14 protein-coding genes are annotated in these 15,126 nt (G+C 75.7%); all 14 read right to left on the reverse strand.

The window, feature by feature from the left end; translation table 11 throughout:
* Window positions 1-10: 10 nt before the first annotated feature.
* Window positions 11-691: a 4'-phosphopantetheinyl transferase superfamily protein gene (locus tag ABZ659_RS30160; RefSeq protein WP_360226062.1), complete on the reverse strand. Its 681-nt coding sequence runs from the start codon at window positions 689-691 to the stop codon at window positions 11-13.
* Window positions 679-1,803: an acyl-CoA dehydrogenase gene (locus ABZ659_RS30165; RefSeq protein WP_360226065.1), complete on the reverse strand. Its 1,125-nt coding sequence runs from the start codon at window positions 1,801-1,803 to the stop codon at window positions 679-681. The genes ABZ659_RS30160 and ABZ659_RS30165 overlap by 13 nt, the downstream gene beginning before the upstream one ends.
* The gene (locus ABZ659_RS30170; protein ID WP_360226068.1) at window positions 1,796-2,986 is read right to left on the reverse strand and encodes an acyl-CoA dehydrogenase family protein; all 1,191 of its coding nucleotides are present in this window, start codon (window positions 2,984-2,986) and stop codon (window positions 1,796-1,798) included. The genes ABZ659_RS30165 and ABZ659_RS30170 overlap by 8 nt, the downstream gene beginning before the upstream one ends.
* The gene (locus ABZ659_RS30175; protein WP_360226071.1) at window positions 2,983-3,237 is read right to left on the reverse strand and encodes an acyl carrier protein; all 255 of its coding nucleotides are present in this window, start codon (window positions 3,235-3,237) and stop codon (window positions 2,983-2,985) included. The genes ABZ659_RS30170 and ABZ659_RS30175 overlap by 4 nt, the downstream gene beginning before the upstream one ends.
* Complete coding sequence (locus ABZ659_RS30180) at window positions 3,237-4,553, reverse strand: type III PLP-dependent enzyme (protein ID WP_360226074.1); 1,317 nt, start codon at window positions 4,551-4,553, stop codon at window positions 3,237-3,239. Before ABZ659_RS30180 ends, ABZ659_RS30175 begins: the two co-directional genes overlap by 1 nt.
* A complete protein-coding gene (locus tag ABZ659_RS30185; protein ID WP_360226077.1) occupies window positions 4,537-6,066 on the reverse strand; it encodes a class I adenylate-forming enzyme family protein in 1,530 nt (509 codons plus the stop codon). Before ABZ659_RS30185 ends, ABZ659_RS30180 begins: the two co-directional genes overlap by 17 nt.
* Entirely contained in the window at window positions 6,066-7,271 is a 1,206-nt protein-coding gene (locus tag ABZ659_RS30190; protein WP_360226080.1) for an acyl carrier protein, read from the reverse strand. Before ABZ659_RS30190 ends, ABZ659_RS30185 begins: the two co-directional genes overlap by 1 nt.
* The gene (locus tag ABZ659_RS30195) at window positions 7,268-8,635 is read right to left on the reverse strand and encodes a TrpB-like pyridoxal phosphate-dependent enzyme (RefSeq protein WP_360226083.1); all 1,368 of its coding nucleotides are present in this window, start codon (window positions 8,633-8,635) and stop codon (window positions 7,268-7,270) included. The genes ABZ659_RS30190 and ABZ659_RS30195 overlap by 4 nt, the downstream gene beginning before the upstream one ends.
* The gene (locus ABZ659_RS30200) at window positions 8,632-8,910 is read right to left on the reverse strand and encodes an acyl carrier protein (protein ID WP_360226086.1); all 279 of its coding nucleotides are present in this window, start codon (window positions 8,908-8,910) and stop codon (window positions 8,632-8,634) included. Before ABZ659_RS30200 ends, ABZ659_RS30195 begins: the two co-directional genes overlap by 4 nt.
* A gap of 33 nt (window positions 8,911-8,943) precedes the next feature.
* Window positions 8,944-10,017, reverse strand: coding sequence for a glutamate-5-semialdehyde dehydrogenase (locus ABZ659_RS30205; protein ID WP_360226089.1), 1,074 nt, complete (start codon window positions 10,015-10,017; stop codon window positions 8,944-8,946).
* A gap of 235 nt (window positions 10,018-10,252) precedes the next feature.
* Entirely contained in the window at window positions 10,253-10,996 is a 744-nt protein-coding gene (locus ABZ659_RS30210; protein WP_360226092.1) for an SDR family oxidoreductase, read from the reverse strand.
* Complete coding sequence (locus tag ABZ659_RS30215) at window positions 10,993-11,766, reverse strand: alpha/beta fold hydrolase (RefSeq protein WP_360226095.1); 774 nt, start codon at window positions 11,764-11,766, stop codon at window positions 10,993-10,995. Before ABZ659_RS30215 ends, ABZ659_RS30210 begins: the two co-directional genes overlap by 4 nt.
* On the reverse strand, window positions 11,763-14,924 hold the full coding sequence (locus tag ABZ659_RS30220) for an amino acid adenylation domain-containing protein (RefSeq protein WP_360226098.1): 3,162 nt from the start codon (window positions 14,922-14,924) through the stop codon (window positions 11,763-11,765). Before ABZ659_RS30220 ends, ABZ659_RS30215 begins: the two co-directional genes overlap by 4 nt.
* Window positions 14,921-15,118 (reverse strand): acyl carrier protein, encoded by a 198-nt coding sequence (locus tag ABZ659_RS30225; RefSeq protein WP_360226101.1) that lies wholly within the window; start codon window positions 15,116-15,118, stop codon window positions 14,921-14,923. The genes ABZ659_RS30220 and ABZ659_RS30225 overlap by 4 nt, the downstream gene beginning before the upstream one ends.
* Between the last annotated feature and the right edge of the window lie 8 nt (window positions 15,119-15,126).

The following is a 15,126-nucleotide window of genomic DNA, read 5'->3' on the forward strand; positions in this document are numbered from 1 at the left end:
AGTTCGCCGGTCAGCGACACGGTGTCTCCCAGGTGCCGTCGGAAGTGCCCTCACGGGCGGAGAAAGCGCAGCTCAGGGGGGTGCGCGACAGGGGGCGCAGGCTGGTCCACTCGTACTCCCGCCACCGTCCGCGCAGGGCTCCGGGCCGGACGTCGATCGTCCACGGACGGCCGGACAGCCCGGTCCCGGCGGCCTTGACGCAGGACTCCTGCACCGTCCAGACCCAGGCGAGTTCGACCGCCCGCCGCGCCTCGGGCAGCTCCCGCACGGCGTCGGCGCGGGCACCGAGGCAGCGGCGCAGCAGGGCCTCGGAGGGCCGGTCGGGCGGCAGTTGCACGTCGACGCCGACCCGGCGGCCCGGGGCCACGGCGGCGGCCACGGCGTCCCCGTCGTGGGAGACGCTGACGCCGGTGTCCGGGGCGCCCGCGAGCAGGGGCCCGCCCCGCTCCCCGGCGACCACCGGCACCCCGGCCAGCTCGGGCACGGTGGCCCGCAGCAGGTGCCGTAGCAGGGCGCGGCCGGCGAGGAACTCCGCCGCCCGCCACTCCGGCAGCGCGGCGGCGCGGGCGAGGTCCCGCGGGTGCGGGGCGGCGTGCCGCCAGTGGTCGCGTGACCCCTGGGCCACCCAGACGCCTGGCGCCACCTCAAGGATCAGGGCGTCGTCCGCCGTCCCCGCGGTCACGGCGTCCACGAGCCCAGCTCCGTCAGCACGGCGTCCGCGTCGCCCGCGACCGCCTCCAGCACCAGCTCGGTGACGCCGCCGCCGATGCCGAAGACCGCCGCCTCCGCGCGGGCGCGCTGCGCGCCACCCCGGGCGAACCCGTCCGCGCCCTGCAACTGGGCGCAGGTCGCCAGCACCGGGTCGGTGACCAGCCCGGCGGCGGACTTCAGCAGGGCCGCCGCGCCCAGGTCCTGCCGGGCGGTGACCCGTTCGCCGAGGCTGTCGCACAGGGCGCGCAGTTCCCGCACCCGCACCAGGCTGGTGGCGTACCGCTGGCGCACGGCGGGGTGCTGCCACAGGGGGCGCCCGTCGACGGACCGCTGCTCCAGCCGCTCCCTGGTGTCGGCGAGGACCCTGGTCGTCAGCGCCACCGCCCACAGGGCGCCCGCGAGGCGCTCGGTGCCCATGTGCCGGGCGAAGGCCGCCATGCCGCGCCCTGGACGCCCCACGACGTGCTCGGGGGTCAGCCGTACGTCGGTCAGTTCGACGTGCCCGGTGGCGGCGCCGGTGAGCAGGTCGGTGTCGGCCGGGTGGACCCGTACGCCGGGAGCCGTGGCGGGCACCAGCACCCAGGTGAAGCTGGTGAAGTGGCGGCCGGGCCGGTGCCGGGCGAGGACCAGCAGCCAGTCGGCGGTGAGCGCGCTGGTGATCCACCGCTTGCCGCCGCTGACCCGCACCTCGTCCGGGCCGAGGGTCACCTCGGTGCCGAGCCCGGCGAGGTCGGAGCCCGCGGTGGCGCCGTCGGTGGCGGCCAGCGCCACGGTGGCCGCGCCGGAGCGGACCTGGTCCAGGGCCCGGCGCACGACCCCGGAGGGCGCGGCCCCGTCCGCCAGCACCGGCAGGGCGCTGGCGGCCTGCACCAGCACGCTGAGCGTGACGCCGTTGTCGCCCCGGGCGTCCACGGCGCCGAGCAGCGCGCCGAGCCGGTCCGGCACCGGGACGAGCCCGCCGGCACGCCGCTCGTAGAGGCGGTCCAGCACACCGGAGGCGCCGAGTGCCGCCCACACCCGTGCCGCCGGGGCGGCCACGGGCACGTCGGCCAGCACGTCGGCCGCGGTGGGGGCCAGGCGGAGGTCAGACAAGGCGCACCTCCGGATCGAGCAGGGCCAGCTTGCCGTCGGCCAGGTGGAGCCGGTCGTTGCTGTAGTTCAGGGCCGCCGAACGCAGGTCGCGCAGGGCGTGTTCGAGCCGGGTGGGGGAGTCCTTGAGGTAGCCGTGCCGCATCCCGAGGGCGTCCACCAGGTCCTCGACGGCCCGCAGGCACTCCTCCGCCGCGGTGATCTTCAGCGCGTTGAGCAGGAGCTGCACCCGGGGCACGCTCAGGTCCGGGGCGGTCTCCACGGCCCGCAGGGTGTGCCGCAGCAGCGCGTGCACCGTGTCGATCCGCTGCCGGGCCCGGGACAGCCGGGTGAGCAGCAGCTCCGAGCCGAGGTCGGCCCGGCCCCGGCCCTCCGGACCGCGCAGCAGCCGCAGGACGCGGGAGAGCGCGCCCGCCGCGGTGCCGAGCCAGCTCGCCGACCAGCCCAGGTGCGCCATCGGCGCGAACACCGACGTCACGAGGGACCGGAAGTCGCCGTGCGCGCCCACCACCTGGTGGGCCGGGACGGACCCGGTCAGCCGCAGCGCCACGCTGTGGCTGGCCCGCATCCCCAGCGGCTGCCAGTCGCCCGACCGCTCCACGGTGAGCTGGTCGCGGTGGGCGTAGACCAGGGAGACCGCGTGCGGGGACTCGGCGTCCGGGCTGCGCATGGTGACCAGGAAGCCGTCCGCGTACGCGCCGCCCGTGACGATCGGCGCGAACCGGTCGATGACCAACTCCCCGTCGTCGGCGGTGGCCAGCGCGGACCCGGCGGTCAGCAGGTGGCCGCCCTTGCCCGCCTCGGTGGTGACCGAGGCGAGGTACAGGCGGCCCGCGGCGATCTCGGGCAGCACCTCGTCCCGCAGGCGCGGACCGGCGTGCCGTACGAGTGCCGCGACCTGCTGGCAGTGCATGGCGAAGATCATCGCCACCGACATGTCGACCCGGCCGAGGGCGGTGCTCACCTCCACCATGGCCGCGGTGGTGCCGCCGAGGCCGCCGTACTCCACGGGCACCAGGAGGCCGAGCAGCCCGGTGCGGCGCAGCTCCGTCAGCGCCTCCTCCGGGAACGCCGCGTCACGGTCGGTGCGGGCCAGGTGCTCGGCGGCGACGGTGGCGACCCGCTCGGTGCGCCGGGCCAGTTCCACACTGGTCGTCGGTGCGGCGGTGAGGACGGGCGCGGTCATGCCGCCGTCACCCCCTGCGCGTCGAGCGCCCGGCCGACCACGGCCCACAGGCTGGCGGCGGTGGCGAAGGTGGCGTCGTTCATGTCGTCGTCGGGCAGGGTCACGCCGTAGGTGTCCTCGATCTCGAAGAGCAGCTCGATGGCCTGCATGGAGTCCAGGCCGAGCGCCCGCAGGGACGCCTCGGGGGTGATCTCTCGGTCGCCGAGGAACTTCAGGAACGGGGCGAGCAGTTCGAGGAAACGGGGGTCCATCACTTCACTCCAGGGTGGGGGCCGGCCGGGGTCGCGGCCGGGACGGGGGTGCGGGACAGGTCGAGCCGGGTGACGTCGAGGACCGCGCCGGGGCGCTCCCCGTCGATGACGGCCTCCGCGGGCAGCGGATGACCGAGGAAGGCGACGAGGCTGGCGGTGAGCCCGTAGGCGCCCACGTTGGGCACGGCCACCAGGTCGCCGGGGCGCAGCGCGGGCAGTTCGGCCGCCCGCGCCCAGGTGTCGAGCGGCGTGCACAGGGGGCCCGCGACCAGTGCGGTCAACTCCGGCTCCCTATCGCGCTGACGGTCAGGCGTCGGTACGAGACGGGGCGTCAGGGTCGGCAGCCGCCGCAGCCCGGACATGCCGCCGAGGTGGTTGATCCCGGACTCCAGCACGACGACGTCCCTGCCGTGCGACCGCTTCACGTCGAGCACGGCGGTCAGCAGCACGCCCGCGGCGCCCACCAGGTAGCGCCCGGACTCGAAGACGACCTCGGTGCCGTCGGTGTGGCGGTGCGGCAGCGCCCGGTCGAGCAGCGCGGTGAGCCGGGGCCGCAGCCCGCCGAGGTCGACCCGCCCGCCCTCGGCGGCGAAGGGGGCGCCGAAGCCGCCGCCGAGGTCCAGCACCCGCACCCGGACACCGTGCTCGGCGAGGGCCGCGGCCACCTTCCCGGCCGTCTCAAGGGAGCGGGCGAACTGCCCGGTGAGCGCCTCGACGTCGGTCAGGTTGGTGCCCATGTACAGGTGCAGGCCGACGACCTCCGCGTGCGGGCCGCCCGCGAACCGCTCCGGCTCGCCCAGCACCCAGCCGGTGTCGGCGCCGAACTGCGAGGGCACCCCGGTCATCGCCAGCCCCTGGCCCGGCACCGGCTGGTCGTCGTTGATCCGCAGCAGGCACCGCGCGACGACCCCCGACCCGGCGGCGAGGGAGCCCAGTTGGCCGATGGCGTGCGGGGAGTCCACGGAGAACAGCCGCACCCCGAGCCGCAGCGCGTACCGCACCTCCGCGTCCCGCTTGCCGGGGCCCGTGTAGAGCACGTCCCCGGCGGGCCAGCCCGCGGCGAGCGCCGCGTCCAGCTCACCGGTGGAGCACACCTCCGGACGGGCGCCGCGCCGCCGCAGTTCGGCCAGCAGCATCGGGTGCGCGTTGGCCTTGAGGGAGTAGTACAGGCCCGCGCCCGTGGGCAGGGCGCCGCGCAGCGCGTCGTAGCCGCGCCGGACCTCGGCCAGGTCGTACACGTACGCCGGGGTCGGCAGGTGCGGGAGCACGGCGGGCGGCACCAGCGGGGCCGGGCGGACGTCACCGGGTACGGACACGGCTCTCCCCCTCACTGACGGACCGCTCACCGAGGGCGGCCAGCGCGGCCCTGTCGACCTTGCCGTTGCCGGTCAGCGGCAGCGCGTCGACGGCCAGGCAGCGGCGGGGGATCTTGAACTCCTCGATCTGCTCGCGCATCCCGCGCAGCACGTCGGCCGGGGACGCCGTACCGACGACGAACAGCCGGGCGGGCGCGGAGTCCCGAGGCGGCAGGACGGCGGCGGCGGTGACGCCGGTCACCCGCCGGGCGGCGGCCTCGACCTCGGTGGCGCTGACCCGGAAGCCGTTCTCCTTGTAGATGTCGTCGCGTCGGCCGTCGAAGTAGAGGTAGCCCCCCTCGTCGACCCAGCCGTAGTCACCGGTGCGCAACTGCGGCAGCAGGCCCTCCGCCCGAGGGAAGCGCTGGGCGGTCAGTTCGGGGCGCCGCCAGTAGCCCGCCATCACGTTCGGACCGCGGACGACGATCTCCCCGATCTCACCCGGCGGCAGCCGGCGCCCGTCGCCGTCCACCACGAACACCTCGGTGCCGGGCAGCGCCCGCCCGCTGGAACCGGGCCGCTCCAGGTCCCCGTCCGGCGGCATGATCGTGGCGCGCTTGCACTCGGTCAGCCCGAACATCAGCTGCACCCGCAGCCCGGGCAGCGCCGCGCGCAGCTCCCGCAGCGTCTCCGCGGGCATCGCCGCGCCGGTGTTGGTCAGCAGCCGCAGCGGCGGCCTCTCCCCGCCCGCCCGGCGCAGCAGCCGGGCCAGCGCACCGGCGACCGAGGGCACGGCGGCCAGGACGGTGGCGCGGGCCCGCACCAGGTTGCCCAGCAGTGCCGGGCCGACCTCGGCGGGACGGCCGACCACCGCGTGGGCCCCGGCCAGCGCGGAGAGGAACAACTGGTAGAGGCCGTAGTCGAAGGAGAGCGGCAGCGGGCTGTAGACGACGTCGTCGGGGCGGTAGCCGAGCATCGACTGGATGGCCCCGGCGGCGAACATGAGCTGCTGGTGCGTGCTGACGACGGCCTTCGGCAGGGCGGTGGTGCCGGAGGTGTAGATCAGGCACACCGGGTCCACCGGCAGCGGGCCGGACGGCACGGCGGTGGGCGGGGGAGTGTCGGCGAACGCCACCGCGGCCACCTCCGCGCTGGCGGCGGTCCGTATCCCGCGCCGGTCCGCCGCCTCCCGCGCGGCGGGCTCGTCGCTGACCAGCAGCGCGGGTTCGCAGTCGTCCAGCACGTGGTCGAGCTGGATGCCGTGGACCTGCTCGTGCAGCAGGGAGAAGGCGACCCCGGCCCGGGAGGCGGCGTACAGCAGGGCGGGCTGGGCGGTGGAGCCCGGCGCGCAGATCACGAGCCGGTCGCCGCGCCGCAGGCCCAGGCCCCCGAGCCAGGCGGTCAGCCGCCGGGACGCGGCGTCGAGTTCGCGGTAGCCGAGCGTGTGACCGGCGCTGCTCACGGCGGGCCGGTCGGGCCAGTGGGCGGCGGCCCGGTCGAGCAGGTGGTGCAACAGACCGGTGTGGGCGGACATCAGTTCTCTCCGGAACGGGGGCGGGGCAGCAGGGGAAGGGCGGGTGCGGCGGACCGGGCGGCCCGCTGGGCGATGCGGCAGATGCCGTCGACGTGGTGCAGGTTCTCCGGGACCAGGTCGTCCGCCGCGAACTCCAACGCCAGCGCGCGTTCGAGACGCTCGACGATCTCCACCACGCGGAACGACGAGAACCCGGGTACGTCGGCCAGGGGCCGCCCGTCCGCCAGTACCGAGGGCTCGAACTGGAGCACCTCGGCGGCGGTCGCCACGACCTGGTCGCGCAGTACGGCCGAGGGTGCGACGGGCCGGGGCGCGGGCGACGGTGTGTCCGCCGGTGCCGGGCTGGTGCCGAAGACCTCGTGGTCCCGGCGCAGCAGCTCCGCCAGCCGGGCGTACGGCTCCGCCGCCTCGGCCCGCCCGCGCCGCACCCGGCGGGACCCGAGGTAGACCGCCTCGGCCAGCGACCTCCAGGCCTGGACGTGCGCGTCGGCGCCCGGTGCGTCCACGAGCGACCCCGCGGCCTGCCGGTACCGCAGGTGCAGCGCGCGGGAGCGGGCCAGCAGCCAGGTCTCCAGGGTGAGCCGGTCGAGGGCGGCGACCCGGTCGGGGTGGTCGGCGTAGGCGGTCACGTACCGCCGCGCCGTCTCCCCGTCGGCCAGGTCGAGCCGGGCGGGGACGGGCCGGGGCGGCTCCGCGGCCGGGGCGAGCGTGGCGACCAGCGCGGGACCGGGCACGGCCGCCGCCAGCTCGGCGCGGCTCACCCGGCGGCGGACGGGACGGGCGCTGCCCCAGGGCGTCTCGTTGTGGTAGGCGTCGACCACCACAACGCCTTCGTCGTCGGCTGTCTCGGCGAGGAAGCCGTGCTCCATGTGCCGCCGCCCGTGGTACGGCACCCACGGCAGGTCGAAGGCGTCGGCCACGACGTACCGTCCCGGGCCCGGGTCCACGGACTCGCCCGGCCGGGTCGTACGGCATTCCAGGACCGTCAGCCCCAACGCCCGCGCCGAGTGGGTGAGTTCGTCCCGCGCGGACCGCTCCACCGTCGGCAGCCCACCGGGGCCGTCCCCGGGACGGAAGCGCAGCTCGGCGCCCAGCCGCAGATGGGTGCCCGCGCCGTACCAGCGGTCGGCCAGGACGGCCAGGTTGACCTGGACGCAGTCGAACAGCCGGGCGTCCACGGTGTCGAGGGCGGTGTCCGCGCTCATGACCGGCCCCCCGCTCCCACGGGCTGCCCGACGCGCGGCAGGTCGGCGACGGCGCGGCGCAGCGCGCCCTCGTCCGGACCCTCCTCGGTCAGCTCACCGTCCAGCAGCTGCTGGTAGGCGCCGAGGTCGAGGTAGCCGTGGCCGCTGACGCACACCAGCACCCCGCGCTCGGCGCGCACCCGGCCGCTGCTGCTCTCGGTGCCCGCACCGGCGAGCCGTGCCGCGGCGGCCAGCGCGTGCCCCGACTCCGGGGCGGGCAGCACCATCTCGGCGCGGGTGAACCGGCGGCCCGCCTCCAGCGCCTCCACCTGGCCGACCGCGGTGGCCGCGATCTGGTCCTCGTGGCGCATCGCGGAGAGCACCTTGGCGGCGCCGTGGAAGCGCAGCCCGGCGGAGTGCGAGTCGGGGATCGGGTAGGAACTGCCGATGGTGTACATCGCCTCCAGCGGCCCGGTGCCGGTGGCGTCCGTACGGTCGTAGGCGTACGTTCCCCGGGTGAGCTTGGGCGTGGTGCTGGACTCGGCGGCCACCAGCAGCGGCGGCCGGGTGCCCGCGGCGGAGGCGGCGGCGAAGAACGGCAGCGCGATCCCGCCGAAGTTGGAGCCCGCGCCGACGCAGCCGACGACCGCGTCCACCCCGGCGTCCAGGGCGGCGAGCTGGTCGCCCGCCTCCAGGCCGATCACGGACTGGTGCAGGATGCTGTACGTCTCCCCGCTGCCGATGCAGAACGCCGCGCCCTCGGTCCGGGAGGCGTACTCCACCGCCTCCCCGATCGCCAGCGACAGGCTGTTGACCCCGGCCTCGCTCTGCCGGGCCACCTCGGTCAGACCGCTGGGGCTGGCGTGCACGGTGGCGCCGAGGGTGCGCATCAGGGTGCCCCGGTAGGGCTTGCGGCGCAGACTGGTGCCGACCATGAAGACGGTGCACCTGATGCCGAACAGGGCGCACGCGGCGGCCAGGGCGGTGCCCCACTGCCCGGCGCCGGTGCCGGTGACGAGTTCGCGGACCCCGGCCCGCGCGTAGTAGTACGCCTGGGCGAGGGCGGTGTTCAGCTTGTGGCTGCCGGAGATGTTGCCGCCCTCGTACTTCACGTAGACCGGCACCCGGGCGCCGACCGCGCGCTCGAAGGCGGTGGCCCGCCACAGCGGCGTGGGCCGGAACGCCCGGTAGGCGTCGGCGACCTCGGCGGGGATGTCCCAGAACTCCTGGCGGCGCACGCTCTGCCGGACCAGTTCCATCGGCAGGTTGACCTGGACGTCGTGACCGCCGCCCGGGGCGACGGGCGGGGTGCGGTCCGGGGGCAGGTGTCCGTCCAGGTGCGGCAGGACGCCGCGCCACCGGGTGGGCAGGGCGACGCCGCTCATCGGACCGGCTCCGCCCCGAGCAGGACGACCTCGATCAGGTCGCGCACGGTGGTGAAGCCGCGGCCGACGAACAGGTCGTCGGGGAGGACCACGTCGAGTTCGTCCTCCAGACGCACCAACATGCCCACGAAACCGAGGGAGTTGACGTGCAGGACGTCTCCGTTGAGCGGTTCGTCGTCGGGGATGTCGGCGGGGCGCAGGGGCAGCCGGGACTCGGCGATGACCACGCGCTTGACGGACTCGGCGACCGCGGCGCGGTCCAGTCCGGTGATCATGGGTTTCTCCAAGGGGGGTGTGGTGGCAGGGGGTCAGGAGCGGGAGGTCGCGTCCGCGCCGCCGCGCAGGGTGCCGTCGGCCCGGACGACCCAGCTGTGGGTCAGCAGCGAGCCGAGCGTGACCGGGCCGCGCACGTGCATCCGGCCGGTGCTGATGGACAGTTCGGAACCAAGCTGGAGGGTGGGGCCGTCGTGCAGCCGCAGGGAGCCGTTGACGACGATCGCGGCGGCGTCGGCGCGGCGGGTGAACTCCTCGGCGAGGGCGGCGTCGGTGGCGATGACGCCCTCGGTGTGGCCGGAGCCGTACCGCCGGATGTGCGCCAGGGCCTCGTCGGGCCCCGCCACCGGGTACACGCCGATCGTGGCGTCCAGGAACTCCCGCCCCAGGTCGTGCTCCTGGAGGCCGGAGACCCGCCAGGGCTGCTGCGGAGCGGCGGCGTCGGTGTGCGGCGCGGGGATCCGCGGGTCGAGGCGCAGGGCCACCCGACGGCCGCCGCGCTCCGCGGCCCGCAGCAGCGCCGCCACGAAGTCCGCGGCGACCTCGCGGTCCACCAGCGCCATCTCGGCCGTGTTGCAGGCGGTCGGCTCCGGCAGCTTGCTGTCCAGGGCGGCCTCGGCGGCCAGCTCCAGGTCGGCGCTGCGGTGCACGTACAGGTGGTTCACGCCGCCGCCGCTGGCGATCACCGGGATCGAGGACGCGGACCGGCAGTAGTCGATGAGCGAGGGGCTGCCGCGCGGGATCAGCACGTCGATCGCGTCGGGCCGCTTGAGCAGCGCCCGCAGCCGCGCCCGGTCGGGGTCGTCTAGGACGGTGACCAGGCCGGTGGGCAACCGGGCGGCCTGTAGCGCCTTGTGGGCGACGGCGGCCAGCACCTCGTTGGTACGGGCTATCTCCTTGCCGCCGCGCAGCAGGACGGCGTTGCCGACCGCGACGGGCAGCAGGGCGCCCTCCACGGTGACCGTGGGGCGGGCCTCGTACACCATGAACACCACGCCGAGCGGCTTGGGCACCCGCAGTCGCACCCCCCAGTCGCCGACCGGGACCTCGGCCCCGGGCGCGGTGACCTCGGGGAGTTCGGCGCGGACCGCCTCGGTGAGCCGCCGCAACCCGTCGAGGTGGTCGTCGGTCAGCCGCAGCCGGTCCAGCAGTACGGGGGGGCAGTCCGCGCTCCTCGGCGCGGGCGACGTCCTCGGCGTTGGCCGCGAGGACGGCGGGCCAGTGCTCGGTGAGCGTCCCGGCGAGGGCGGCGCAGTAGCGGGCGTAGGCGGGGTCACCGGGTGGCGGCGCGGCCTCGGCGGCGGCGCGGGCGGCGGTGAGCTGTGTGTCGTCGGTCATGGTCTCCTACCACATGAACTGGCCGCCGTCGACGATCAGCTTCTGGCCGGTGACGTAGCCGCCGAGCGGGCCCACCAGGTACTCCAGGGCGTCGGCGATGTCGTCGGGCGAGGCGATGCGTCGTTGCGGGATCTCGGACAGCACGGCGGCGCGGTGCTGGGGGTCGTCGAGCCGGAACCGGGTGACCAGTTCCTCGGTCTCGGTCATGCCGGGGATCAGGCAGTTGACCCGGATGCGGGGGGCCAGCTCCAGCGCCAGGCACTTGGTGAGCTGGAGCAGTCCGGCCTTCGCGGCGGCGTAGTTGGCGCCGTTGGTGCGGGGGCGGATGCCGGTGGTGGCGCCGACGTTGACGACGGTGCCGCCGTCGGCGGCGAGCATGGCCGGGGCGAGGGCCTGGGTGAGGTGGAACGGGCCGGACAGGTTGGTGTCGAGCACGCGCTGCCAGTCCGCGGGGGTCAGTTCGAGGAACGGCCGGTCGATGTTGATCCCGGCGTTGTTGACGAGGACGCGCGGGGTGCCGTACTCGGCGAGGACGTGCCGGGCCGCCTCGCGCACGGAGTCGCTGTCGGCGACGTCGGCGCGCAGCACGTGCAGCCCGTGGGCGTCGGCGGCGGCGTGTGCCGCGTCCTTGTCGGAGTGGTAGAGGGCGACGGTGCGGTGCCCGAGGCGGACCAGCCGCCGGGACAGGGCGAGCCCGATGCCGCGGGTGCCGCCGGTGACGACGGCGAGCGGGCGGGGGTCGGTCGTCATCGCGCGTCCTCCTGGGGAGCCTGGGCGGGAGGGGCGAGGCGGGCGAGGAACTCGTCGAGGTGGCCGAGCAGGTGGGGCTGGTGCGCGGGCTGGAAGACGTCGAAGTGGCCGCAGGGCAGCTCGCGCACGGTCAGCCAGGCCGCCAGCCGCCGCCAGTCCCCGGTCTGCTCCGCGCGGCGCGGGCTGGCGCAGGTCATCAGCAGCGCCGGTCCGGTGTTCCGCGCGGTGACGCGGTAGTCGGCGCACGCGGTGAGGTGCGCGAGGGCCGTGGCGCGGGCCCGGTCGGTCTCGGCGTTGGGCTCACCGGGACCCCCGAGGGAGCGTTCCACCGCCGCCAACAGGTCGTCGCCGACCGCGTCTTCGGCGGTCTGCCGCTCGGCGAAGCTGTCGATGAGGACGACCGCGGGCGCCGGACCGTCCGCGGCGAGCCGTGCCGCCAGCTCCCAGGCGAGCACCCCGCCCATCGACCAGCCGACGAGCAGCTTCGGCCGGTGCGTGAGGCCCCGGGCCAGACCGAGGTAACGGCGGACCATCTCCGGGATGCTGTCGTCCGGCCGCTCACCGGCGAGCAGTCCGTCGGCGCGGACGGCGTGCACGGACCCGTGCCGGGCGAGCCGACTGGCGACCCCCAGGTACTGGGCGACCCCGCCACCGGCCGGATGGATGAGCAGGCTGTCCAGCGGACCGGACCGCCGCGCGAGCGGCACCAGCAGCCGCGCGTCGCGGGCGGACGCGTCCACCACGCCTCCCGTGCGGGCGGTGGTCATCATGCTTCCTCCTCCGTCCGGCCGTCGATCCACGCCGCCTGGGCGCGCAGGGTGGGGTCGCGGAAGAAGTCGAGGATCGGGATCTGCACGCCGTGGCGTTCCTCGATGGCGGCCCGCGCGGCGAGCACGTTCAGCGAGTGCGCGCCGTACTCGAACAGCGAGCGGTCGACGGGGATGCCGGTACGGCCGAGCAGTCCCGACCACAGCTCCTGGAGCCAGGCCAGCAGCGGGTCGTCGGCCGCGGTGGCCGTGGCGGCACCGGAGGCGTCCTCCTCGCGGACGGCCCGCTCCGCCCGCGCCAGCAGCGCCGCGCGGTCCACCTTGCCGTTGCGGGTGGTGGGCACGGCGGCGACGGGGAAGACCCGCGCGGGCACCATGTACCCCGGTACGGCACCGGCCACGTGCCGGCGTATGTCGTCGGGCGCCGCGGGGGAGCCGTCCTCCGGTACGACGAACAGCAGCAGGTGCCGGTCCCCGCCGTCCCCGGCGCCGCCCTGGACCGCGGCCACCGCGTGCCGTACGCCCGGGTGTGAGGCGGCGGCGGTCTCCAGCTCGCCCAGCTCGACCCGGTGGCCGCGGATCTTGACCTGGTCGTCGTCGCGGCCGAGGAAGACCAGGACGCCGTGCTCGTCCCGGACGACCTGGTCGCCGGTGCGGTACATCCGGGCGGTGCCGGGCCGGTCGGCGCGCGGGTCGGGCAGGAACCGCTCCCGGGTGCGCTCGGGGTCGTTGACGTAGCCGTGCGCCGGGCAGTCGCCGCCCAGGTACAGCTCGCCGGGCACGCCGGGCGGGGCGAGGTGGCCCGTGCCGTCCAGCACGTAGGCGCTCACGTGGGTGATCGGGCGGCCGATCGGCACGTGGGTCGGCCATGCCTTGGGGTCGGACTCCAGCCGGTGGGTGGTGACGGCGTGGGTCTCGGTGGGGCCGTAGAGGTTGACCAGGCGCAGGTGCGGCCGGTCCGCGAAGAACCGCCGCACCCCGTCGTCGAGCAGGAGCTGCTCGCCGGAGACGCACACGTAGCGCAGGTCGGGCAGGTCGTCGCCGGTGTCCTGGGCGGCCCGGGTGAAGGGGCGCAGGGCGGCGACCGGCAGGTACACGTGGGAGACGTGCTCGTCGCGCACCCGGTCGAGCACCGCGGGCAGGTCCCGGCGGTCGGCCGGGTCCCGGGAGACGAGGGTGCCGCCCGCGACCAGGGTGGGCACGATCTCCTGGAAGGAGACGTCGAAGCCGAGGGGCGCGTACTGGAGGAAGCGGGTGCCCTCGTCCATGTCGAGGGCGTCGAGCTGCCAGGCGGTGAGGTTCACCAGCGGGCCGTCGCCCATCAGCACGCCCTTGGGGCGGCCGGTGGAGCCGGAGGTGAACATGATGTAGACGGGGTCGTCGGTGCCCCGGGCCTCATCGATGTCCGTGGCCTCTTCGGTGGCCAGCAGCTCCGCGGGGGTCACCGTGTCGACGCCGTCCAGACCGTGGCCGTCCTCACCGACGACGAGACGGCACCCGGCCCGCTCCACCATGTACGCGAGCCGTTCGGCGGGCAGGCTGAGGTCCAGCGGCAGGAACACCGCGCGTCGGGTGAGCGTGGCGAGGACCGCGACCACCGTGTCCAGCAGCGTCGTCGTGGTGAGACCGACGACCGTTCCCGGTCCCGTGCCGCGCCGGGCCAGTCCGGCCGCCGCCGCGCGGACCTGCGCGTCCAGCTCGCCGTAGGTGACCCGGCGCCCGTCCTCCTCGACGGCGGTCGCGTCGGGCCGCCGGGCCAGCGCGGCGCGCACCCAGGGGCGCAGCCCGTTGTGGGGCGCGGGGCGGCCGTGGCCGTCGTGGGCGCGGGACTCGGTGCGGGAGGCGTCCTCGAAGAGGTCGGCGAGGGGGGTGTCGGGCCGCTCCGTGACCCGGGAGAGCAGGCCGGTCAGCGAGTCGGCCAGCGCGGACACGAAGGGCTTCGGCAGCAGTTCGCGGTCGTGCTCCAGCTCCAGGAGCCAGCCGTCGGGCCCGGGGGTGACACCCAGCCAGAGGTCGAACTTGGCGGTGCCGTTGCCGTGTTCGCGGACCGCGCGCACGACGGCGTCGGGACCGTCCTCCACCTCGGTGCCGTCCTGCATGGCGAGCATGGCGGAGAAGACGGGGTTGCGGTCGGTCGTGCGGTCCGGCCGGACGTGGCGCACCACGCGGTCGAAGGAGACCGCCGCCTGGCTCCGCACCCGCTCCGCCTCGGCCCGTACGGTCTCCTGGACGAACGCGCCGAAGCCCTGCCCCCAGCGGACGTCCACGATCAGCGGGAGCGTGTTGACGAAGAAGCCGCACAGGTCGAACGAGCCCAACGTGCGGCGCGCCATCACCGGACTGCCGAAGACCACCGGCGTGCTGCCCGAGTGCCGGGCCAGGACGGCCGCGTAGGCGGCGGAGAAGAAGACGAACGGGCTGACCCCGAGGTCCGCGCAGAGCCGGTCGACGGCCGCCGAAAGGCCGGGGGAGAGCGGGATCGTACGACGGTCGCCGGTGAAGGCGGTGCCGGTCGGGCGGCCGGGGCGCGGCGCGAGGACGGTGGCGGGCACCGCGCGCAGCCGCTCGGCCAGTTCGACGGCCGCCCGCTCGGCGGACGCGTCGTCGGTGGCGGCCGTCTGCGCGTCCAGCTCGCGGCGCAGCGCCCGCTCCCGGGCGGCGCGCACGGTGTCCACGTCGAGGGTGCCGCGCACGGCCGAGGTCAGGTCGCGGACGAACTGCCGCAGGGAGAAACCGTCGAAGACGAGGTGGTGGACGACGAACAGCAGCGTCGCCCGGCTGTGGTCGGCGGTACGCAGGAACACGGCCCGCAGGAGCGGGGCCCGCGTCAAGTCGAAGGCGGTGGAGCCGAGTTCGGCGAGGAGGCTGGCACGCCGCGACCCGAACTCCGAGGCGTCCGTGGTGACCACGCGCAGCGGCGCCCGGTCGACGGGGTCGGTGAGGACGGCGTGCGGGGTGGGCCGCTCCCGTACGGCGAGCCGCAGCGCGGGCTGGACGGCCAGCACGTCGGCGAGCGCCCCGGCGAGGTCCGCGTCAGCGAGCCCCGGGTCCAGCTCCAGCTCGGCGACGACGTTGTAGAGGTGCGGCACGTCGACGGTGCGGTGCACCATCAGCAGCCCCTGCTGGGCGGCGGTGAGCGGCAGTGTGGGCGCGGCGCTCATCGGACGCTCTCCGTCGGGGTGAGCAGCCCGCGCAGCCACTGCCGCAGATCGGCGACGGTCCGGGCCGTGGCCAGTCCGGTGGGGTCGATCTCCTGGTCCGGGTCGGGTACGAGTTCACCGGCGATGCGCAGGACGGACAGGGAGTCCAGCCCGACCTCGGCCAGCGGGGAGGAATCCTCGAAGCGCGTACGCACATGCCTGC

Origin of the sequence: Streptomyces sp. NPDC006997, assembly GCF_040635175.1 — a bacterium.
Lineage (GTDB): Bacteria > Actinomycetota > Actinomycetes > Streptomycetales > Streptomycetaceae > Streptomyces.

Bases quoted from the DNA above. Each gene is read 5' to 3' on its own strand.
- ABZ659_RS30170 (WP_360226068.1), bottom strand. From the start codon at position 2,986: ATGACCGCGCCCGTCCTCACCGCCGCACCGACGACCAGTGTGGAACTG.
- ABZ659_RS30175 (WP_360226071.1), bottom strand. From the start codon at position 3,237: ATGGACCCCCGTTTCCTCGAACTGCTCGCCCCGTTCCTGAAGTTCCTC.
- ABZ659_RS30185 (WP_360226077.1), bottom strand. From the start codon at position 6,066: ATGTCCGCCCACACCGGTCTGTTGCACCACCTGCTCGACCGGGCCGCC.
- ABZ659_RS30190 (WP_360226080.1), bottom strand. From the start codon at position 7,271: ATGAGCGCGGACACCGCCCTCGACACCGTGGACGCCCGGCTGTTCGAC.
- ABZ659_RS30195 (WP_360226083.1), bottom strand. From the start codon at position 8,635: ATGAGCGGCGTCGCCCTGCCCACCCGGTGGCGCGGCGTCCTGCCGCAC.
- ABZ659_RS30200 (WP_360226086.1), bottom strand. From the start codon at position 8,910: ATGATCACCGGACTGGACCGCGCCGCGGTCGCCGAGTCCGTCAAGCGC.
- ABZ659_RS30210 (WP_360226092.1), bottom strand. From the start codon at position 10,996: ATGACGACCGACCCCCGCCCGCTCGCCGTCGTCACCGGCGGCACCCGC.
- ABZ659_RS30215 (WP_360226095.1), bottom strand. From the start codon at position 11,766: ATGATGACCACCGCCCGCACGGGAGGCGTGGTGGACGCGTCCGCCCGC.
- ABZ659_RS30220 (WP_360226098.1), bottom strand. From the start codon at position 14,924: ATGAGCGCCGCGCCCACACTGCCGCTCACCGCCGCCCAGCAGGGGCTG.